The sequence below is a fragment of the Nocardia sp. NPDC055053 genome (genome assembly GCF_053608285.1).
In genome coordinates, this window is record NZ_JBSGVD010000005.1 from 237,355 (window position 1) to 258,131 (window position 20,777).

At 68.6% G+C, this 20,777-nt stretch carries 22 protein-coding genes; 9 read left to right on the forward strand and 13 right to left on the reverse strand.

The annotated features are described in order from the left end of the window. Positions 1-127 precede the first annotated feature (127 nt). From ACWF82_RS07715 to ACWF82_RS07725, 3 genes are all read right to left on the reverse strand, one after another. Entirely contained in the window at positions 128-1,672 is a 1,545-nt protein-coding gene (locus ACWF82_RS07715; protein WP_452499036.1) for an acyl-CoA carboxylase subunit beta, read from the reverse strand. A 125-nt stretch (positions 1,673-1,797) separates the two neighbouring features. Continuing rightward, the gene (locus ACWF82_RS07720; RefSeq protein ID WP_452499038.1) at positions 1,798-3,579 is read right to left on the reverse strand and encodes a hydroxysqualene dehydroxylase; all 1,782 of its coding nucleotides are present in this window, start codon (positions 3,577-3,579) and stop codon (positions 1,798-1,800) included. Next, positions 3,572-4,987: an NAD(P)/FAD-dependent oxidoreductase gene (locus ACWF82_RS07725; protein WP_452499040.1), complete on the reverse strand. Its 1,416-nt coding sequence runs from the start codon at positions 4,985-4,987 to the stop codon at positions 3,572-3,574. Before ACWF82_RS07725 ends, ACWF82_RS07720 begins: the two co-directional genes overlap by 8 nt. Before the next feature lie 202 nt (positions 4,988-5,189). Between ACWF82_RS07725 and ACWF82_RS07730 the strand changes: the two genes are divergently transcribed. Further along, positions 5,190-5,828, forward strand: coding sequence for a TetR/AcrR family transcriptional regulator (locus tag ACWF82_RS07730; RefSeq protein WP_452499042.1), 639 nt, complete (start codon positions 5,190-5,192; stop codon positions 5,826-5,828). 12 nt (positions 5,829-5,840) lie between these two features. On the opposite strand, the gene ACWF82_RS07735 is transcribed toward ACWF82_RS07730, so the two are convergent. Next, positions 5,841-6,626, reverse strand: coding sequence for an alpha/beta fold hydrolase (locus tag ACWF82_RS07735; RefSeq protein WP_452499044.1), 786 nt, complete (start codon positions 6,624-6,626; stop codon positions 5,841-5,843). 181 nt (positions 6,627-6,807) lie between these two features. Between ACWF82_RS07735 and ACWF82_RS07740 the strand changes: the two genes are divergently transcribed. Genes ACWF82_RS07740 through ACWF82_RS07755 form a run of 4 tightly spaced genes read left to right on the forward strand, consistent with a single transcriptional unit; the run spans position 6,808 to position 8,770 of the window. After that, entirely contained in the window at positions 6,808-7,305 is a 498-nt protein-coding gene (locus ACWF82_RS07740) for an STAS domain-containing protein (protein WP_452499046.1), read from the forward strand. A 17-nt stretch (positions 7,306-7,322) separates the two neighbouring features. Continuing rightward, on the forward strand, positions 7,323-8,018 hold the full coding sequence (locus ACWF82_RS07745) for a hypothetical protein (protein ID WP_452499048.1): 696 nt from the start codon (positions 7,323-7,325) through the stop codon (positions 8,016-8,018). A 26-nt stretch (positions 8,019-8,044) separates the two neighbouring features. Next, positions 8,045-8,278 carry a hypothetical protein gene (locus ACWF82_RS07750; protein ID WP_189029049.1) on the forward strand — a complete coding sequence of 78 codons (234 nt, stop codon included), beginning with the start codon at positions 8,045-8,047 and terminating at the stop codon, positions 8,276-8,278. 39 nt (positions 8,279-8,317) lie between these two features. After that, positions 8,318-8,770, forward strand: coding sequence for an SRPBCC family protein (locus ACWF82_RS07755; protein ID WP_452499050.1), 453 nt, complete (start codon positions 8,318-8,320; stop codon positions 8,768-8,770). Between the two features lie 15 nt (positions 8,771-8,785). On the opposite strand, the gene ACWF82_RS07760 is transcribed toward ACWF82_RS07755, so the two are convergent. The 5 genes from ACWF82_RS07760 to ACWF82_RS07780 all read right to left on the reverse strand — a co-directional run bounded on the left by ACWF82_RS07760 (position 8,786) and on the right by ACWF82_RS07780 (position 14,320). Beyond that, positions 8,786-9,853 carry an NAD-dependent epimerase/dehydratase family protein gene (locus tag ACWF82_RS07760; protein ID WP_452499052.1) on the reverse strand — a complete coding sequence of 356 codons (1,068 nt, stop codon included), beginning with the start codon at positions 9,851-9,853 and terminating at the stop codon, positions 8,786-8,788. Positions 9,854-9,949: 96 nt separating this feature from the next. Next, a complete protein-coding gene (locus ACWF82_RS07765) occupies positions 9,950-11,575 on the reverse strand; it encodes an FAD-dependent monooxygenase (protein WP_452499054.1) in 1,626 nt (541 codons plus the stop codon). 94 nt (positions 11,576-11,669) lie between these two features. Continuing rightward, positions 11,670-12,143, reverse strand: a complete 474-nt coding sequence (locus ACWF82_RS07770; protein WP_452499056.1) for a hypothetical protein — start codon at positions 12,141-12,143, stop codon at positions 11,670-11,672. A gap of 89 nt (positions 12,144-12,232) precedes the next feature. Continuing rightward, positions 12,233-13,942 carry a glycoside hydrolase domain-containing protein gene (locus tag ACWF82_RS07775; RefSeq protein WP_452499058.1) on the reverse strand — a complete coding sequence of 570 codons (1,710 nt, stop codon included), beginning with the start codon at positions 13,940-13,942 and terminating at the stop codon, positions 12,233-12,235. A 231-nt stretch (positions 13,943-14,173) separates the two neighbouring features. Further along, positions 14,174-14,320, reverse strand: a complete 147-nt coding sequence (locus ACWF82_RS07780) for a DUF1059 domain-containing protein (protein WP_378853047.1) — start codon at positions 14,318-14,320, stop codon at positions 14,174-14,176. Between the two features lie 87 nt (positions 14,321-14,407). Here ACWF82_RS07780 and ACWF82_RS07785 point away from each other — a divergent pair, with 87 nt between their 5' ends. Then, positions 14,408-15,064: a class I SAM-dependent methyltransferase gene (locus ACWF82_RS07785; protein WP_452499061.1), complete on the forward strand. Its 657-nt coding sequence runs from the start codon at positions 14,408-14,410 to the stop codon at positions 15,062-15,064. 338 nt (positions 15,065-15,402) lie between these two features. Here the strand turns inward: ACWF82_RS07785 and ACWF82_RS07790 are convergent, their stop codons facing one another. Beyond that, positions 15,403-17,184: a thiamine pyrophosphate-requiring protein gene (locus ACWF82_RS07790; RefSeq protein ID WP_452499063.1), complete on the reverse strand. Its 1,782-nt coding sequence runs from the start codon at positions 17,182-17,184 to the stop codon at positions 15,403-15,405. A 199-nt stretch (positions 17,185-17,383) separates the two neighbouring features. Between ACWF82_RS07790 and ACWF82_RS07795 the strand changes: the two genes are divergently transcribed. Both ACWF82_RS07795 and ACWF82_RS07800 read left to right on the forward strand, forming a co-directional pair. Further along, on the forward strand, positions 17,384-17,656 hold the full coding sequence (locus ACWF82_RS07795) for a hypothetical protein (protein ID WP_452499065.1): 273 nt from the start codon (positions 17,384-17,386) through the stop codon (positions 17,654-17,656). A gap of 56 nt (positions 17,657-17,712) precedes the next feature. Next, positions 17,713-18,447, forward strand: coding sequence for a hypothetical protein (locus ACWF82_RS07800; protein WP_452499067.1), 735 nt, complete (start codon positions 17,713-17,715; stop codon positions 18,445-18,447). Between the two features lie 44 nt (positions 18,448-18,491). Here ACWF82_RS07800 and ACWF82_RS07805 read toward each other — a convergent pair whose 3' ends face one another. Next, complete coding sequence (locus ACWF82_RS07805) at positions 18,492-18,623, reverse strand: hypothetical protein (protein ID WP_452499069.1); 132 nt, start codon at positions 18,621-18,623, stop codon at positions 18,492-18,494. On the opposite strand from ACWF82_RS07805, the gene ACWF82_RS07810 reads away from it, so the two are divergent. After that, positions 18,616-19,137, forward strand: a complete 522-nt coding sequence (locus tag ACWF82_RS07810) for a DUF2231 domain-containing protein (protein ID WP_452499071.1) — start codon at positions 18,616-18,618, stop codon at positions 19,135-19,137. The genes ACWF82_RS07805 and ACWF82_RS07810 overlap by 8 nt on opposite strands. A gap of 295 nt (positions 19,138-19,432) precedes the next feature. Here ACWF82_RS07810 and ACWF82_RS07815 read toward each other — a convergent pair whose 3' ends face one another. Together ACWF82_RS07815 and ACWF82_RS07820 are read right to left on the reverse strand one after the other, a co-directional pair. Beyond that, positions 19,433-19,969, reverse strand: coding sequence for a DUF488 domain-containing protein (locus tag ACWF82_RS07815; protein ID WP_452499073.1), 537 nt, complete (start codon positions 19,967-19,969; stop codon positions 19,433-19,435). Between the two features lie 9 nt (positions 19,970-19,978). Further along, on the reverse strand, positions 19,979-20,737 hold the full coding sequence (locus ACWF82_RS07820; RefSeq protein ID WP_452499075.1) for a uracil-DNA glycosylase: 759 nt from the start codon (positions 20,735-20,737) through the stop codon (positions 19,979-19,981). Positions 20,738-20,777: the final 40 nt, after the last annotated feature.

Here is a 20,777-nt window from a genome sequence, read left to right on the forward strand (position 1 = left end):
CGGGCGCCGCGGGCTCTCTGCTTGCGCCCCGGCGGGCGGGGGGCCCCACCCGGCGTCCCGGGGGCGCCCAACTGCGGCCCTTCATGGGGGGGGGGGTGGGGGGTGACCCCCCCCCCCCCCGACCGGATCACAGCGGCAGCAGGTGGTGCTTGCGTGGGTAGCGGACGACCTTCTTGTCGCGCAGCAGGTGCAGGGCGCGGCGGATTTCCAGACGGGTGGTCGACGGCTCGATGACGCGGTCGATGTAGCCGCGCTCGGCGGCGATCCACGGGGTGGCGATGGTCGCGTTGTAGAAGTCGATCATCTGCTGGCGGATCGCGCCGCGCTGGTCCTCGGGGGTGGCGTCGAGGATCTTGCGCTGGGTCAGGCCGACGGCGCTCTCGGCGCCCATGACCGCGATGCGCGCGGTCGGCCAGGCCAGGTAGGCGTCGCAGCCCAGCGCCTTGGCGCCCATGACGGCCCAGCCGCCGCCGTAGGCCTTGCGGATCACGACGGTCACCTTGGGGACGGTGGCCTCCACGTAGGCGAACAGGAACCGGCCGCCGCGCTTGATGACGCCCGCCTTCTCCTGTTCCACGCCGGGCAGGAAGCCGGGGGTGTCGACCACGAGCACCAGGGGGATCTCGAAGGCGTTGCAGATGTGGATGAAGTGCGAGGCCTTGTCGCTGGCCTTCGCGTCGAGCGCGCCCGCCAGTACGGTCGGCTGGTTGGCGACCACACCGACGGGCCTGCCGTCGACCCGGGCGAAGCCGGTGATGATGTTCTCGGTGGCGGCAGCGCCGATCTCGTGGAACTCGCCGTCGTCGAAGATCCGCAGCAGCACGTCGTGCATGTCGTAGACCATGTTGTCGGAGTCGGGGACCAGCTTGTTCAGCGTGAGGTCGGACTCGGTGACCTCCGGCTCCAGGCCGGGATTCACGATCGGCGGGAGTTCGGTGGAGCTCGACGGCAGGTAGCTCAGGTAGGTGCGCACCCAGTCGAAGGCGGCGGGCTCGTCCTTGGCGACATGGTGGATGTTGCCGTAGGCGGCCTGGTTGTAGACGCCACCCAGTTCCTCCATGTCGACCTTCTCACCGATGGCGTCCTCGATGATCTTGGGACCGGTGACGAACATGTGCGCGCTCTCGGTGGCCACCACGACATCGGTGCAGATCGGCTGGTACACCGCACCCGCCGCGCAGTTGCCCAGGATGAGCGAGACCATCGGCACCGCACCCGAGAGCGGCTCCATCATGGTCGCCAGCTCGCCGTACCAGCGCAGCGACGACACGGCCTCCTGCACGCGCGCGCCGCCGGAGTCGTTGATGCCGACCAGTGGACAGCCCATCTTGCCCGCGAGGTCCATGATCGCGGCGACCTTGCGGCCGAACATCTCACCGATGGTGCCGCCGTAGACGGTCTGGTCGTGGGAGAACACGGCGACCGGACGCCCGTCGACCAGGCCGTGCCCGGTGACCACACCGTCGCCGTAGAGGGAGTTCTTGTCGGTGGGGTTGCGCACGAGGGCGCCGATCTCGATGAAGGTGCCCGGGTCCATCAACATGTTGATGCGATCGCGGGCGGACGGGATGCCTTTGCGGGCTCGCTTGGCGGCCCCCGCCTCTCCGGCCGGTTCCTGCGCAAGCGCCAGCTTTTCCCGCAGGTCGGCAAGCTTTTCGGCAGTAGCACTCATCTATTACATCCAGATTGTCGCAGTGGGCGCCGTCACCGCGTCCGGTGGGCGTTGTGCCACAGTACCGGGGCCGCCGGGGAAGACCCATCCCGCCGGGGTTGTGAGCCTTCACCACCCACGCGTGGTCAGCCGTCGAGCAGGTGGGGCAGGCCGGCTCGAAAGCGGTCTGCGTCGATGGCTTTGGCGGCGGCGAAGGCGGGTGGGGAGACCAGCGGGAAGATCTGGGCGCGGGGGCCCGGGTCGTCGGCGGAGTCGAGAATGGCATTGGCGGCGGCGCGACCGGACTCGTTGGCGCCTTCCATGGTGGCCAGGTCGATATGGCTGCGGACGTGGTCGCCGCCGAAGTAGAGGTTGGGGATCGCGCAGTGCGCGTCGGGGCGGTTGTCGTAGGAGCCGACGGTGTTCACCAGCAGCGGGGTCTCGTTGTGGATGCCACCGCCGGACCAGGTGATGCCGGGGTCGAGGTGCCAGGAGTGGATGTCCTCGCCGCGCAGCCAGCCGGTGCCGGTGTTGAGCCAGGCCTCGAGCTGGGCCCAGGTTTCGGCGGCGATCTCGTCCGCACTGCATTCCTTGGCGGTGCGGCCGTAGAGGATTCCCGGTGTGTCCCAGTCGGAGATGTCGACCGACAGGCATTCCAGTACCGAGCCGTCGCCGTAGGTGGCGGGGAAATCGCCGACCCACATGGGGGCTTGGCGCAGCGCGGTCAGTGCCCAGGGCGAGCCGAGCGCGGCGATGTGTCCTTCGGGGATGTCGGTCGGGCGGCGCAGGTAGTACTGGATGCCGACCATCCAGTCGGTGACCAGGTTTCGCATCCCCGCCAGGCGCGGATCGGCGTCGAGGATCGACCCGTCGAGGAGGTCGACGGCGCGGTCGACCGGCATGGCGCACAGGTAGTGGTCGGCGGTGACCGTGGCGGTGCCACGCGCGCCGGTCACCGCCGCCGAGGTGATGCGACCGCCGGCCAGCCGCAGCGCGGAAACTCCCTGTCCCATCACGAAACGCACCCCGATCGAGCGCAGGTAGTCGACCCACGGATCGATCCACGCGGCATTGGTCGGGCGGTTGAGGATCCGGTCGACTCCACCGGAGAACTGCGGGATCGTGCCGGAGGCGGCCAGGACCAGTGCCTCACCGATCGTGCCGATGGTGCGCGCCGAGCTGGTCTGCGGTTTCGCGGCGACGGTGATCCGGGTGAGCGCGTTCACCAGGTACTTCCGGTACGCGGGCGACTTGCCTTCGGCCTGCATGATCTGTTCCCAGGTCACGTATTCCCACTGGCCGAAGCGCCGTTCGGTGCTGGAGGTGAACCACACGAGCATCTGTTTGGCGAAGAACGCCAGCTCGTGCGCGGGCAGGTCGGGGACGAAGCCGAGTGCGCCGATGATGCTGTTCTGCACCAGTTCCGGCGTCAGCTGTCCCACTCCGGCCAGTTCTACAGGTGTGAAGATCGGCGGCAGGCCCTCGAATCCGGCGACCGTGCCCTCGACCCGAACCAGATTGTCCAGCACGCCGTTCGGGTTGCCGGGGAACGGAATGCGGCTCATGGTGTCGGGAACGTGCTGATAGCAGCCGGGGAAGAACCGGAAGCCGTGCTCGCCCGGCAACTCCGCGCGGCCGGGTGACGCCGTCCCCGGCACACCCATACTGCGGGCCTTACCGCCGAGGAACGCGGGTTCGTAGACGGTGACCTCGTATCCGCGCTCGGCCAGTTCGTGGGCCGCGCTCAGGCCGGCCATGCCGCCGCCGAAGATCGCGACTGCCCTACCGCCGGACCGCAGCAGTGGCGAGCGGCGGGCGGCAGCGGCGCCCGGGGGAGCGACCGCGAGTGCGGCTCCGGCGACGAGTCCGGCGCGCAACGCGGTGCGCCGGGTGATCGGTGCTGACAACGGTGTCGGCTGATCAGGCATGGTGTTCTCCTGGACCTGCGGTGGTGAGGGTGGCGCGCGGCGGGAACGGTGCCGCGGAGCGAGAGACGGTGCCACGCAGGGTCGTTCGCGTGGTGTGCCATTCGCCGGTCGCGTCGCGGAGCTCGCGCGCCAGATCGGCGAGGACGGCGGGGGTGTGCTGATGGCGCAGCGCGCGCACGGCGAGGCGCAGCGCCCGTGCCGGGGTGTACAGCTCGGCGGGCCTGCGGGTGCGGGAGAAGATGCCGGTGGTGATCTCAGCCAGTTCCGGGTCGTCGACGGCAGTGCGATACAGCTCGATCTCCAAGGGGCGCATGGCCTCACCGCGGGCGAGCCGATTGGTCCAGTGGAAGATCTCGCGGCATTCGGTGATGCGACGGCGCTCCCACTCTGTCAGGGCCGCATCGAGTGCGCGCGGGTCGTCGAGAACCCCGACGACCGACTCGGCGAGTGTCCGTCCGTAATGCAGTGCGTCCCGGATGCCCTGCGCCGTGACGGGGTCCTTGAAATGTCCGGAGTCCCCGGGCAGCGCCCAACCGGGACCCGCGGAGCGCCGGAAGTAGGAGGAGATGCCGGTGGCGGAGCGAACACGACCCACCCGCTCGCAGCCGCGCAGCCGCTCGGTCAGGTCCGGAATCCGTGCCAGGGCTTCGGTATAGCGGCGTTCCGCTGCACCGGGCCCGCGTGCGCCATCGGCGACAGCGGGCGGCTGCACCAGACTGAGCACCAATCCGTCGTCGCACGGAAAAGCTGTGCCGAGGTCGGATGCTTCGCGCCACTGGGCAGCGATATGGCGCGGAGCATCGGCGCTGTCACGCCAGTAGGCGAAGTAGCAGTCGCGCCCACTGGGCACAGTCAGGAACGGTTGCTCGGCGCCCACCGCCCGTGCGATGGTGCTGCGCCGACCGTCGGCCCCGACGACGAGTGCCGCGCGGATCTCCACGACCCTGCCCGCGCTGTCGAGATAACGCACACCGGCACAACGGTTTCCGTCCCACACCACCGAGGTGACCCGGCAGCGCGGCCGGACCTCGGCGCCGGCGGCCACCGCGGTGCGCACCAGCGCCGCGTCGAGCCCGGTACGGCGCACACACATCGCGTAGTCGATCCCGTCGACCGCGGGAAACGCGGAACCGACGCCGTAGCCGGCACCCTGCGCGAAGGCCGTCGTCAGCCGTGGCGCACCGAGAGCTTCGACGGCGGCCAGCGCGTGGAGACGCTGCAGCTCGGCCAGACCGGCGGGCCAGAGCAGATGGGTCGACAGCGTGTCCGACGGAAAGGCGGCGGCGTCGAGAACGACGACTTCGCGACCCGCCCCTGCCAGCGTCGCCGCCGTCGCCGACCCCGCGCAGCGCGCGCCGACCACGACGACGTCAGCCCGTTCGACCGCTGTGGCAGGGGAATCGACCATGAGAACCGCCTCGGTCAACAAGTCTCGGACAGTGTGTCCGATTGATGATGAGGTGATCCGAGCGAAGGTGTCAATAGCGAACCCGCGCAACAGGATTGCCGGTGCCCGCACCCGGCCGCCGAACTGCCCCGGCGCGCGACGGGCACAATGGGCGCATGGTCAATGCCAGCGCACCAGCCTCGACACCGGCAACGGTCCGCCGATGCCCTCGCTGACCCGGGTCCCGCGATCAGCGCGCAAACCCGCCGACGACCGGCGCGCCGAGTTCGAGCGCCGGGTCCTGACCGCGGTCGAGGACCTGCTCGCCGACGGCACGCCGTTCACCGAGATCGCCGTGCAGAAGATCGCCGCCGCCTCCGGTGCGGCGAGATCGACCTTCTACCGCTACTTTCCGGACAAGAGCCGGTTGCTGATCCGGATGGCGGAGCTGGCGACCACCGATCTGTTCGCGGCGGCGGAACTGTGGTGGAGCGCCGAGCACACCGATCAGCAGGCCGGTGTCGTGCAAGCGATGCGGGCGATGATCGGCGGTTTCCGCGACCACCGCTACCTGCTGCTCGCGCTGAGCGAAGTCGCCTCCTACGACCGGGAAGTCGGCGCCTACTGGCGCTCGCGCGTGACGACGTTCGCCGAACTGGTGCGCGCGCGGCTCGAGGCCGAGCGGACGGCGGGCCGCGTCGGGCAGCAGCTCGATCCGCGGGCCACCGCGCTGGTGCTCACCTCGATGGTCGAGCGCACGATTTCCGTCGCGTTCGCCGCCGAAACCGGTATCGGCGACGAGGAATTGGCCGAGGCGCTCGGCCGCGCGATCTGGCTCGTCATCTACGGCGACGCGCCCTGACGGGTCTGCCGGTCAGGCGTTCACCGCAGCTTCTCGCAGAACCGGCAGCAACGCCTTGGCACCGACCATGTGGTTCTGTCCGGCCAGCGTGCGATGGGTCGCATGGGGGAGGGCTTCGGCCAGCTGACCGGCCACCTGATGCAGGCCGGACGGGCTCTTCTCGCCGACCGCGACAAGCACAGGCAGGTCGATACTCGTGAACCGTTGCACCGGTGGCAGAACCTCGGTCAGGCCGATGTCGTACATCAAGGTCGGAGCGAGGGCCTTCATGGTCTTCCAACCGGGAAACAACGGCAACAGCGCGACGAACGCGCGCGGCATGCCGATTCCGCGGAGGAAGACCTTCAGCGCCCGGGCGTTCTCGTCGGCCGCGAGCAGGGCGCCCACCTTCTCGGCCAACCGGGCGTAGGAAACCCGTTCGGCCTCGTCGTGCACGTAGGACGCGTCGTAGATCGCCACCGCGGCGATCTTGTGCGGCATGCGCGCCGCGGCTTCGAGAGCCAGGGCCGCGCCCGAGGAATGGCCGTAGAGGATCGCGGTGCCACCGGCGGCATCGACCAGCGCCTCGATGTCGTCGACCTCCCGCTCCCTCGCGTACGGCATCGTGTTCCCGCTGTCGCCGCGGCCGCGGCGGTCATAGTTGTAGACGGTGAACTCCGTGGCGAACACCGCGGCGTCGGCGGTGATGGGCCGGAACTTCCGGAAGCACGTGGCGCCGGTGATGTAGATCAGCGCCGGACCGTCGCCGGAAACGTCGTAGGCGAGTTCCGTGCCGTCCTTCGATGTGGTCGTCCTCATGGTGGTGATGACGGTTCCGAACGCCGAAACTCATCGGATCCCGCGATTCCGGTGCTCCGCATCAGGTGGATTACAACCGATGACAGCGCCGATTTGGCGTGCTGGAATGGGAAAAACCAGCCGATCTCGAGCAGCCAGGACCGGTGGGGCCGTGCTTGCCGGTGCCGAGGAATGGGTACTCGTGGACACCACTTCCAGCCGCGGCGACGACCAGCCCGTCGACCTCGCGTCACGCCTGCGCGCCGAACTCGTCCTCGGCGGCGGGGCCACCGTCCTGCAGGTGTACGGGGAGATCGATGCCTGTACCGCGGCCCGGTGGCGGGACATCCTCGACGACGCCGTGCGGACCGCGGGGGAGCACGGCCACCTGGTGGTCGACATCAGCGACGTGACGTTCATGTCGTGCCGTGCCATCTTCGACATGGCCGCCTGCGCCAAGGCGTACCGCAACGGCGTCGCTCGGATGAGCGTGGTCGACCCCGTGCCCTCGACGATCGACCGCATCGTCACCGCCGCGGGCCTCACCGAATGGCTGCCGCTGTACACCGACCTGGCCGAAGCCACGGCCGACGCTCCTACCGCGCGTGCGGACCCGGCTGCTCGGCCACCGGCCGAGTACCCGGCCCCACCCGGACTCGGTGTGCCGAAATCGGCGACAACCCGATTCGGGCTCCCGTGATCGGGTACGCGCGCGGTGTGACTGACATGAACCTGCTGGAGATAGCGGAGCGGCGCGGGCCGTTCGCCGTCGTGTACATGGACGCGTCACCCGACACCGAGGACTCCGCACAGCCGTCGGCCCTGCGCTGCCGATCCATCCGGGAACGGCTGGTGACCGCGGGCGCGGGCCAGGGCATGCTCGACCTGTTCGACCGCGCGATCACCGACATCCCGCCGGGGCGCGGCCGGGCGGGCAGGCTGCTGATCCTGGACGAGAACACCGTCCACGTCGACGAGTACCTGCCCGAAACACCCGCGCGGGATGTCGTCCGGGTGTCGGCGCTGCCGTACTTGATACCGCTGCTGCGTCAGCACGCGGTGCAGCAGGAGGTGCTCGACACCTTCGCGGCCGAATTCGGCCGTGCGGGCGGCCTGGCCGTCGCCGGACTCGGCGCGACCGCCGAGGCGCTGCGGATGGCCAATGTCGATCGCCTGCTGATCGACCCGGACCGGCTCGGCGACCGCACAGTCCTGGTCGGCGCCGACCGAGCGCAGGTGGTCGCGGGCCCGGACGGGCCGGCGAGCTGGACCGCGGGCACGGCACCACACCAGACCTGCCGAGCCGATGAAGCCCTGCCCGTCGCCGCGCTCCTGATGGGCGCCGAAGTGACCACGGTATCCGGTGGCCTGCCGTCGGAAGACGGCGTAGCCGCGTTCGTCCGTCAACGCTGACATCGATTCGAGAGAGGTGATCACCCATGGCCATCTGCGAAACCTGCGGTAACGACTACGCCCGATCCTTCACCGTCAGCCGTAATGGCGACAGCTGGACCTTCGACAGCATCGAATGTGCCGCATCGAAACTCGCACCGAGCTGCGCGCACTGCGGCTGCCGGATCCTCGGCCACGGCGTCGAGGCGACCGGCACCGTGTACTGCTGCGCCAGCTGTGCCCGCATGGCAGGCCACAACGAGCTCGTCGACAGTGCGTGAGCGGACCCAGGACATGACGTCCCGGAAATCGGAGGCAGCATGGTCGAGGTGACGCACAGGGCGCAAGCCTCGGTGGACGAGGTGTTCGCCGTGCTCGCCGACGGATGGCTGTATTCGGGCTGGGTGGTCGGCGCTGCCCACATCCGCGAGGTCGACGAGGCGTGGCCCGCGGAAGGCGCGCGGATCCATCACAGCGTCGGACCGTGGCCGTTGACCATCGAGGACACGACCTCGGTCCGATCCGTCGACCCGCCGTACACGCTGGAACTCGATGCCAGGCTCTGGCCGGTCGGCGCCGCCGTCGTCCGGCTGGAACTGCGCGCGACCGGCCCGGCGTCGTGCGAGATCACGATGAGCGAACGCGCGGTACGCGGGCCCGGCCGATTGATCCCGCACGCGGCCCAGGCGGTTCTGCTCGTGCCGCGCAACCGCGAATCGCTTGCCCGCCTCACCGATCTGGCGGTCGGCCGGAACCCGAGCACGACGCCGTAGCCGCTGCGGGATACCTCAGACACGCAGAGCGGCGTCCTCCCGGCTCCCCATTCCCGTGGCGAATTCGTGGACGCGCAGCGGTCCACCTGAGTGTGGATCGAGCGGCGGCGTAGCGCTGCCCGCGCCGCTGCGCAGACCGCCCAGCATGTGGTGGATCGCCTCTTGGGAGCTGAAACGGGGTTCCCACCCGAGTTCGGCCCGTGCCCTGCCCGTGTCCATGAGGGGCAGATGCATCATCGCGTCGAACAGGTCCGGTGAGGCCGGGACCAGGCGCGCGTGCCATCCCGTCGCCAGCGCGGTGCGCACCAGCATCGGCGGGACCTCCACGGTGCGGGCACCGAGCGCGGCGCCCAGCGCAGCCCGGTCCACCACCGGCTCGGCCGCCAGATTGAACGGGCCACGCGCCTGGGTGGTGACGGCGAGCGCGTAAGCCTTCCCGACATCGCGGCTGTGCACAGCCTGGAACCTCAGCCCGCGGGGGAGCAGCAGGATCGGCAGGACGCCGGGCCGGACGAGTCTGTTCGGCAGCAACGGGCCGAGGAACAGCCGCCGCTGTTCACTCGCGGCTTCGCGCCGGAAACTGAACGCCGGTCGCATCCGCACAACCCGGCGGTCGGGATATTCGGCTTCGAATCGGTCGAGAAGCCGTTCGACATAAGCCTTTTCGCGCATATACCCGGCGGCAGGCCAGCCGTCGGTCGGCCAGCTCTCCGGCACCCGGCGCTGGTCGTCGCAGGGTGAGTACGCACCCACCGACGAGGCATAGACGAGTGCGGGAACCTGCGCCGCGGCGACGGCACGCAACACCCGTTCGGTTCCGCCGACATTGGCGCGCCAGGTCGTCAGCGGTTGATGGGACGGCTGGAACAGCCAGGCCAGGTGCACCACCACGTCCGCGCCGTGGAACAACGACTCCAGGTCGTCGGTGCGCACGTCGGCGCGTTCCCACCGCACGCCCGGCCGCTCCTCGGCGGGCATCCGGCGGGCGATGCCGACGATCTCGTCGACCTGTGCTTCCCCTGCCAGCGCTTCGATGACGCTGGTTCCGATGTTTCCGGTGGCTCCGACAATCACGACACGCATGCCTACTCCTCACGTCGTCAGCGACCCCCTTCCTGCGCGCCTACCCGCGGCGGCCGAGGCGAAACCGGCGCCGCTGAGGGCCTCACGCGGGGGCGGTCAGGCTGATTTCAGCGGAGCGAAGATCGTTTCGAGGTGGTGGGTGACGTCGTCCGCCGAGACAGGGCAGGCGGCGTATCCCAGGTAGCCGTCGGGGCGAACGACATAGACGGCGCCCGGACCGGCGTGGTACCGCCGTGCGAAGTCACCGTCACGGTCACGGATGATCGGCAGCGTTGTCTGCGCGATGAGGGCGTCGGGTGCGGCGATCAGGTAGGTATCGAGCCTGCCGCCGGTCACTGCCCGGATGCGCTCGACCCAGGCTTCGATGGTGTCGATCGCGGCGGCGTCGCAGGTGCCGTCGACATAGCCGAGAACGGTGTGGTCCGGGCCGGTGAGCAGGGTGAACAGCCGGAAGGAGTCGGTCACCGCCGCTCGGGTCAGTCCGGTCGCGTCCGGGGCGCGGCTGCCCGCCGATGGTGCCGGTGCGCCGGCGGCGGATTCGGCCACGACGGGACTGTCGCGATAGTCGATCAGCAGTTGGGCTTCGCGCCGCAGGACCTGTTCGGGGTCGGTTTCCCCGGCGCCGATGCCCTCCCTGGCATGGCGCACGGTGCGGCCGACGACTTCCTCCCCCACGGGCCTGCGTTCCGCGTCGTAGCTCGCCAGCAGATCCGGCGCGGCCACACCCGCGACCGCGAGGGCGAGCTTCCAGGCGAGGTTGTGCGCGTCCTGGATGCCGGTGTTCATGCCCTGAGCGCCCGTGGGCGGATGAATATGGGCCGCGTCGCCCGCGACGAAAACCCGCCCCCGCGAATAGGAGTCGACGATGCGGTGGCTGATCCGGAACACCGACGACCAGCGCATCCGCGACGCGGTCGTCGGTTCGGGTGCCAGCCGGTCCAGGACGGCCTGGATGTGGGAGAGTTCGGGCGCGGGTCCGCTGCTGATGCCGTGCGCCACCTTGTCGCCGTCGGTGATCTCGAGCTCCGGCGGCACGCGCATCGACACCCGGTAGCGGTGGTGGCCCGGCAGCGGGATGCAGACCAGCACGTCATCGGTGACGCCGTCGGTCCGGTGCATCGCCCGCACGCCGTAGCCACGCGGTTGCGACCAGTCCAGTTCCACATCGCCGAGCATGTACTGCTCGGTGAACGCCGCGCCTTCGAAGCTCAGGCCGAGTGCCTTGCGGACGGTGCTGTGCGCGCCGTCGCAGCCCACCAGATAGCGCGCTCGGACGGTGTGCTCGCCGTCGGGTCCGCGGAGTGTGGCCTCGACGCCGTCGTCATCCTGGGTGAACCCGGTGAGCGCGACGCCACGCTCGATACGCGTCCCCATCGACGCCAGCCGCTGCCACAGAACGCGTTCGGTCTCGTACTGGGGAATGCCGACGAACCCGAACGGCACGTCGGGCGGCAAGCTCAGCTCCAGCCGGTCTGCTTCGATCCCGTTGACGTAGACGAGCTGACCGCGCAGCTGAATCGAGGCGTCGAGGATCTCCCGCAGGACACCCATCGCCTCGAAGAGCTCCAGCGTGCGCGGCTGGATTCCGACCGCTTTCGCATACCGCGGTGGACTGGCCAGCGCGTCGACGATCCGGCAGCGTACCCCGCGCCGAACCAGTTCGACGGCCGCTGCCGATCCCACCGGACCGGCGCCGACGATCAGGACTTCGGTGTCCACCATGCGACATCACCTCGTGCTGGAAGAATCCGCGTCAGTGTTGTGTGCCGATCGTACGCCGAGGGGCCGTGGGGACACTACGAACGGATTCGGTCGCTCAGGGCATCTCGACCGTTTCGGCCCTGGCGATCTCGTCGATGGCCCGCCGGACGCTGTCCTGTGCGGGTACCCGCGCCAGCCCGGCCAGGTAGGCGATGAGCAGCACCGCGGCGGGCTGCGGGTTCGTCGCGGTGTGGCCGGGTTCGTTCGCGTCGTCGACCCCGAGCGCGCCGGTGAGCGCGCCGACGACAGCGGTGGCGTCGATGCGGGAGAACCACGTCGCCGACTGCCGCACCACCGCCTCCAGCACGGCCCGCACATCGTCGCCGGTGAGCCCGTCGGGATGCGCGATCTCCAGCAGTTCCCGCACGATCGCCGCCAGCACCGAGCTGACCTGGTCGGCGGGGAGCTCGGCGAGGTCAGCGACCGCCTCGGTGAACGCGGGTTCGTCGGCCGCGTGCGCCGCGGTGACGGCGGCCTCGACGGCGGTAGCGATCGTGCGAGCTGACGACGGCCAGTCGGTCGGCCACATGGCGCGGTTCTCCTCACGGGTCGGCGTGCCACGTCCGCGCGCGGCACGCCGCCAGCGTAGTCAGTGCGGCGGCACGGTCGCTCGTCCGCTCACGCGGGACGCTCGAGCGGAGTATCGGGGTCGCCCGAATTGCGCAGCGCGACAATCTGTTCCGGAACCCAGTAGATCCGGCCGAACTCGAACTCCTGGTAGACGCCGTCGTCGTGGGTGATCTCGTCCGAGGCGGGCCAGCCGAGCTCACCGTTCTCGGATCCGGCCGCCGACCATCGCGCGCCGATCGCACCGTGGACGCGATACGCGGGTTGCCCGGCGCGGCGGTAGACGGTGCCGCCCTGGAAGGTCTGCGCGAGACCGGGACCGGTGCCGCGCGGGTCGGGCAGTTCGGCGTGCTCGGTGGTCGGGTAGCCCAGCGGTCCTGCCTCCCAGCCCAGTTCGGCGTACTTGGTCATGATCGCCGTCGGGATCGCGTGGGCGTCGGTGTCGGGGTGCCAGTAGACGTACCCGTGCTCGAACTCGGCGAAGCGGCCGAGGCCGTCGGGAGTCGTGAGTTCGCCGTCGGTGCGCCGGGTGCCGAGCCAGGGCGATGCCGCCGCCCTGTCATCGATGGCGTTCGGTGCGGTGCCGGCGAAGGCGGCGACATAGCCCGCGAAGACGTCCCAGGGAAAGTTCGGGCCCACGTCGGTGTGCGTGCCGATGCCCAGCGCCCGGGTCACGTACTGGTGATCGGCGATGCCGTCGCCCACGTGGTAGTCCGGGGCGATGACGGCCGTCGAATAGCCGTGCCGGTGTGCGCTGCGGACGGCGAGGTAGGCCGCGATCCGCAGGTCGTCGTCGATGGACAGCCACTGTGCCCGCGACCACGCGACCCGGCTGCCCGCGAAACACAGGTTCACCGTGAACGGATTGGCCGACAGTACCGACCAGGAAGCCAGCTCCTCCGGCACGACCCGCACCACGATCGCGTCACGCAGGGTGTAGTGGTAGGAGACGCCGTTGGCGGGGTTGTTGAGGTAGGCCGCCAGCGATTCGGCGGTGCCGTTGCCCTCCTGGGTGTGCAGGAGGAAGTTGGTGATCCGCGCTCCGTCGCGCGGGGAATGTGAGCGGCCGAGCCGGTCGAGCTCGGTGAACTGCGGCACCGGGACCGAGCGATCCAGGTTCCACTGCCCGAAGTCGGGCGCCACAATGTCGTTGACGTCGACGTGGGTGCCGTCGATGAGCGGGCCGGGATTGCTCGGGGTATCGATGATCCGCTGGTACAGCACCGCTCTGGGCTCGCGCTCGGCGCCCGACCAGGCGCGGGTCTGCCACACCCAGCTGAAATCGCCGCGACTACCGACCACGTTGTCCTCGATCGCCCACGCGCACACCCGCGAATGCCCGTAGATGCCGGTCCATTCCGTACCGAGCACCGCGTTGACACCCCGGAAGAACTCGACGGCCGTCTGGTTCCACTGCGCGAGCGAGATGTCCTCGTCGACGGCGAAGAAGATCGGCGCCTGCCGCGGCCCGCCGACGCTGAGATGGGTGGCCAGCGCCTGCTCGGCCATCCGCCTGCCGCCGTCGAATCCCGTCGTCCAGTCCGAGGGGGTGACATTGCCGGGTTTGCCGTATTGCCAGATGGATACGACATCCAGGCCCGCCGCGGCGAGTGCGCGTGCGTACTCGGCGGTGATCGGTTTGGCGCCGAAATTCGCACCCGGCCTGCTCGGTGCGACATAGGCGAGGACCGCCGAGTGCCCCGCTGCCACGATGGCGGCGGGATCGATGAGACGGGCGGCGAAATCGACAGCTGTCGACATGGTTGACCCCCTGCATGACTTCAGAACTGTTGGCATGACTCACGCTGGTGCCCGAGAATCGGCACCGGGTGACCGAGGATCTCACCCAGCACCCATTCTAATCGAAACACTCAGCCCTGCATCGCGATTCATAGACGAACCGTCTGACAGTCTGGACTTACGCAGTTTCACTCATGGCAGCAACCGCACGAACAGCCGCGCACGGTGTCGCACTGCCGGCGAAAAGGCCGGTCAGTAGGCGATGAAGAGGATCTCGTCGCGGGTGTAGTCGTGGTCGGGATGGTTCTCGGCGAGGTGCGCCTGGGTCTGCGTGACCAGGTGGTCCTCGTCGACGCCGGTGATCAGGGTTCCGCAGGGGCAGTTGAGGCGGGTCTTCATCGGTGTTCTCCTGTGTGATTCGACGCGTCCGGCAATCTGCTGGACAGTAGTTCGGATTGTATTCCAGTTCCTGTGTTAGCGTGAGGCATGGGACCTGTAGACGAGATTTCCGCCGAGGCAGGTGCGCTGTTCGCCCTCGCCGAGCAGGTCACCGGATTCATGCCGGCCGACGAGGGGCGCGCGCTGTATGCGGCCGCCCGTGAGTACGTGGGCACGGGAACCATCATGGAAATCGGCACCTACTGTGGCAAGTCGGCGATCTATCTGGGCGCCGCGGCGCGGGAAACCGGCGCCACCGTGTTCACCGTCGATCACCATCGCGGTTCCGAGGAGCATCAGCCGGGCTGGGAGTATCACGACACCACGCTGGTCGACCCGGAGACCGGCGTCTTCGACACCGTGACGGCGTTCCGGCGCACCATGATCCGCGCGGACCTGACCGATACCGTCATCGCGATCATCGGTTCCTCCTCGGCCGCCGCACGCGTCTGGCGGACACCACTGCGCATGCTCTTCGTCGACGGCGGGCACACCGAGGATGCGGCCCAGCGCGACTACGACAACTGGGTGCACTGGGTGGCCGGCGGCGGACTGCTGGCGATCCACGACGTCTTCCCCGATCCGGCCGATGGTGGACGCGCCCCGTTCAACATCTATCGGCGTGCCCTCGACAGCGGAAAGTTCCGCGAACTCTCCGTGACCGGTTCCCTGCGGATACTGCAGCGCACCGCCGCCTGCACCTGACCCAGGGTCGGTGATACTAGCCGAACACGAAGGCGCAGTAAGGGAGACCGATGGATTCCAAATGCGCCGGTGACCGGTGATCGGCACGTGCGCCGCGGCTACGCGGTCGGTTGCTCCAGCGGCGGAGCCAAAGTGGGGATCGGGGGAATGGGGTCGGGGCTCGGGCCGGGCGGGGCAGGGTCAGGGGCAGGCCCGGGTGGGACCGGTGCGGGTGGAACGGGGTCGGGGCGGGGTGGGGGAGGCTGGGTGGGCTCCGGTGGTGTCGGCGGAATGGGTTCCGGTGGGTTGGGGAGCGGGGGTTGGGTCATCGACATCGGTCTCCTTCGGATGGTGGGCGGTCAGTGGAACAGTTCCCGCGCTTTGGTTTTCGCGCCCTGGACCAGCAGGTGCCAGGCGTTGGGGTCGCCGCGCAGGACGGCCGCCGCGGTGTGCTCGATCTGTTCGAGGGTGGCGTGTGGCGGGATCGGTGGCACTTCGGGGTCGCAGCGCACGTCCAGCAGGACAGGTTCGTGTGCGCTGAGCGCCCGGTCCCAGGCCGGTCCGACCTCCTCCGGACGGCCCACCGCGATCGCGGTCAGCCCCTCCGCGCTGGCGACCTCCGCGTACGACACATCCGGAAGCTCCTGTGAATCAGTAAATTTCGGTGCCCCCGACATGGCGCGCAGTTCCCAGGTGACCTGGTTGAGGTCGTTGTTGTGGAAGACGCAGACGACAAGCCGTTGGTCGGGCCAGCGGTCGCGGTAGCGGCGGATGGTTAGTAGTTCGGTCAGTCCGTTCATCTGCATCGCGCCGTCGCCGGCCAGCGCGATCACCGGGCGATCGGGATGGGCGAATTTCGCGCCGATCGCATAGGGCACCGCCGCTCCCATCGACGCCAGTGTGCCCGACAGTGATCCGCGCATTCCGTGCCGCAGCCGCAGACAGCGGGCGTACCAGGTGGTCGAAGATCCGGAGTCCGCGGTGACGATCGCGCCCTCGGGCAGCCGGCTCGACAGCTCCCACACCACGCGCATCGGATTGACGGGGTCGGCATCGAGCATGGCCTGGCGTTCTACGGTCTCCCACCAGCTCGCCACGTTCTTCTCGATCTGGTCGCGCCAGCTCGGGTCGCGATCGGTGGAGAGCTGTTCGGTCAGCGCGGACAGGGTCGAGGCGGCGTCGCCGATCAGGTTCACGTCGGTGGGATAGCGCATGCCGATGCGGGTTCCGTCGGCGTCGATCTGTACGGCCTTGGCTGTTCCCGGTTCGGGTAGGAACTGGGTGTACGGGAAATTCGAGCCGACGATGAGCAGAGCGTCGCAGTCGCGCATCATCTCGTAGCTGGGCCGGGTACCGAGCAGGCCGATCGAGCCGGTGACGAAGGGGATGTCGTCGGGCAGGACGTCCTTGCCCAGCAAGGCTTTCGCCACGCCCGCGCCGAGTCGCTCGGCGACAGCGAGCACCTCGTCGGCCGCGCCGTGTGCGCCCTGGCCGATCAGTATCGCGGGCCGGGTGCAGTGGTTCAGTAGTTGAGCGGCCGCGGCGATGTCCTCCCTCGGTGGCAGGGCGCGAGCCTGGTGCAGGTCGCCGGGCGGGCTCGAACCGACATGTCCGAAGCCGACTTCCGGCGGGCGGAACTGTTCCTGCTGCACGTCGGCGGGCACGATCACCACCGCCGGTGCGGACCGCGTGGTGGCTACGCGGATCGCGCGGTCGAGCGCGGCGGGCAGCTGATCCGGTACGTCGATTTCCACGAGGTATTCGGAGGCGACATCCTTGAACAGGCTCTGCAGATCGATCTCCTGCTGGAAGCCGACCCCGCGGGCGCCGCGTGCGGTCTGGCCGACCAGCGCCAGCACCGGTGCGTGATCGAGTTTGGCGTCGTAGAGGCCGTTGAGCAGGTGGATCGCACCCGGTCCCGACGTGGCGGCGCAGACGCCGATCCGGCCGCTGAACTTGGCGAAGCCGGTCGCGGCGAAGGCCGCCATCTCCTCGTGCCTGGTCTGCACGAACGCCGGGCTGCCTGCCCGGCCGAAGGCGGCGACCAAGCCACCGATCCCGTCACCGGGATAGCCGAATACCTGCTCGACTCCCCACTCCTGGAGCCGGGCGACTATGTGGTCGCCCACTTCGATACCCATGGCCACCTCCAGCTGTTCGGGAGCCACCGTGTCGGCCGTCTACGGATCGGCATGTCTCCTGGTGCCGATATGCCCAGGTCGGCGCCGGCGAAACCGCAGCCACCGAACAGGGGCGGTGATTAGACGGCGGCCGCCCGGGTATGTGCCGGTTGCTGAATGACCGAGTGAAGGCAGATCTTCGGTGCCCGAAAGGATTCCCATGAACACTCAGGAACCCCCGAACGATCATTTCCCCGACGACGCGCGAACCGCACGACCCCACGCCGGCGAATCGATCGAAGACACCCGCAACTGGCCGGGCCTGATCCTCGTCGCCCTCGGCATCGTCCTCCTGGGAGTGACCCTGACCGGCGCAGGCTACGGATTCGAGGGCTGGGCCTTCATCACCGGCGCCCTGTGCGCCATCTGCCTGATCGGCGGCGCCCTGCTGGTCTACGGCGAACACCGCCGGGTAAAGGCCCGCGAGCGGTAACAGCCCAGCCAGGGACTGGCCTGTAACGTAGCCGCGGTGCGTGGGGGATTGTCCGAATGACACCGCGGCTCGCTGCCTCGCTGGCGGCGCTCGAGTCCGCATTCGCGCCGGTAGCTGCGCCGACGAGAATCGAGGCGTGTCCGTGCTGCCGCAGCGCCGACAACCACGCGGCACTCTTGACCAGGCCCCGTCACCTGATGACGGGAGCAGACCTCGGCGCCTACACGTTGCGGGCGATGTCCACGGTGGGCTCTGTCGCCGACTTCCGGTACCTGGCAGGGCGAATACTGCAACTCCTGCATGCCAACGACCCCGAAATGCCGGATATCGAAGTCGTGTACGGCAAGCTTGCCCACGCCGACTGGCGGTCGTGGCCACAGGCCGACGCACTGGCGGCCGTGATGGATGCGTTGTGGATCGACGTGCTAACCCATGAGCCGGCGCGCGGTCAGCTCGACGGTGTCCTGTGCGCGCTCGGAATCGCAGAAACCACGATCGTCCCACGGCTGGGGGAGTGGGGAAGGCTCGGCGATCCTGTGGCGATCTGGCGATTGCACGAGTTCGTGAGACATCACCTGCGCACGCGGAAGGGTGTCATCCTTCCCGCGAACGCCTACTGGGACAGGACATCGTCGACGCATGACGAGCTTGTCCATTGGCTCAACGGCGGACCTGCGCTCGGTGCCGTCGGCGCTGCCTTCGATCGGACCGACGACGTGACGACTCTCGAACTCCTCGCCGAGATCCACACCTTTCTCGACCGCCCCATCGAGGCGATGCGCGGTGCATGAACGCGCTGATTCGGGGTAGGGCGAAGGTGGGCTGGATTTGGGTGTTAGGAGGTGATCCTGATGATGATGCCCGAGATGTGCATGCAGATGATGAACATGTTCATGGGGCTGTTGAACATGATTCCCGGCATGCCGATGATGTGATCACAGAGCGCAACGGAGGTTGTCGTGAACACTGATTCAGGACAGGCCAAGCGGCCTGTCAATGCGGTCCTGGCCGGCCCGTATGGGCACCCGTTCCATCCGATCCTGGTCACCGTCCCGATCGGGGCGTGGGTGGCGAGTCTGATCTTCGACGTGGGTTCGCGCATCGTGGATGATCCCGCGTTCCTGGCTCAGGGCGCACGGTGGTTGATCGCCATCGGTGTGCTCGGTGCGCTGGTCGCCGCCGCCGTCGGATTGCTGGACCTGCTGGCGATTCCTACCGGCACGCCCGCGTTCCGTACGGGCTTGGTCCATATGGGTTTGAACCTGGTGGTGACGATCGCTTTCGCGGTCGGTTTCTGGTGGCGAGGGTCGGAGCCGGACGGGCCGGTCCCTGCCGGTCAGCTGGCGTTGTCGGCGGTGAGCTTGGCTGTTCTGGGGATCTCCGGCTATCTCGGCGGAAAACTGGCTTATCACTACGGTGTCCGGGTTGCCGACGAAACAACTCAGGCCGCCGGATTCATGCGGGACACGTCATTGCACTGACTGCTGACCCGCACCGGCCGCAGCTACTTCATAAGTCTGCTTGCGCATTCCAGGATCTCTGGGGAGCGGGGGAGTGGCGCCGGGCAGCCAGCACCGGGGGAGAGGGTGTGGTGTGCGGCGGTCGTGGGTTGGGGAGGCGCGCACCGTGGAGCGACTCGCTGGTGTTGAAGCACTCGGGGTGATCGTGGCAAATGAATGGGAAAAAACATGTTGATACGTGGATATGCGCATCTACTAATGAAAAATCCCTCAATAGCCTGGCCGCCAACAACCAAAACAACCGACACAAACAAGCTCAGGACGGCAGGGGGTCCGTCGGGGAGGGGTAGGTGATGGTCGTTCCCTCGACATGAGCGAAGTTCGTCAGCTGATGTTCCGGTGCGCGGGTGGCCGACATGATGTCGAGCACGCGCACACCACGGACCAGCAGCGCATCGCCGACGAGCGAACGATGGCACCGCCACGGAACGGCTTCGGCGCACATGATCGCCGTCGGCGCGCCGCCGGCCAGGTCGACGAGTTCGTCGATGCCCGCGGTGAACTCCGGTGACTGCATGTAATCGGCGTAGGCGCGGAACGACGCGTTTCGCCATCCTGCATTGACGTCGCTGCGTGGCCCGCGCCGGAGCCCGCCGAGTGCGGCGAGGTAGACGTAGTTGATGCCCGCCGCGCGCAGGGTGGCGGGTAGTTCCTCCCTGCCGAACTGCGGATTATGCCGAGATCGCGGCACGGTCCTGATGTCGACCAGCTGCGTGACGTCGTAGCGGTGGAGCAGACCGATGAATTCCTCCGTGGTCCGCGTCGAATGGCCGATCGTGTACACAGTCAGCACTGGTCGATCCTAGGCGACGGTGCGTTCGGATTCGGCGATCCGCTTCGCGGTCAGGAAGACGTTCTCCAGCATGGCTGGGGTGAGTCGTCCGGTGAACGTGTTGTGTGGGCTCACGTGATAACAGCCGAGGACGGTGATCGCGCGTCCGTCGGGATGGGTGAGGGTGACCTGCGCGCCGTGGGCGAAACGCGGTCGCGGCCTTGGCGCATTCCAGCCGCCTTCGCTCAGGACGGTGAACAGCGCCTGCCACCCGAAGGCGCCGAGCACGACGATCACCTTCGCCGTCCGCCGGAGGAGTTCGAGTTCGCGGCTCAGGTACGGCGCGCACCGGTGCCGTTCCTCGCTGGTCGGTTTGTTCTCCGGCGGTGCGCAGTGCACGGGCGCGGTCAAGCGGGTGTTCACGAGTTCGATGCCGTCGTCGACGCTGACCGGATGCGCGCCGGTCGCCAGGCCGACGGCGTGCAGTGCGGCGAACAGGACATCGCCGCTGCGGTCGCCGGTGAACATCCGTCCGGTGCGATTACCGCCGTTGGCGGCAGGCGCCAGGCCGACCACGAGGATCTCGGCATCGTCGGGGCCGAATCCGGGAACCGGTCTGGCCCAATACTCTTCGTCGCGGTAGGCGGCGCGTTTCACGCGGGCGGCTTCTTCCCGCCAGGCGACGAGGCGGGGGCAGGCACGGCAGGTGGAGACCAGGCAGTCGAGTTCGGCGATGCTCTGGACGTTCGCTGCTGCGAGCGGGGCCTTTTCCGGGTCGGCGCCGGCCATCGGCCCAGTCTAGTCAGCGCGGACCGTCAGGCGACCGAAC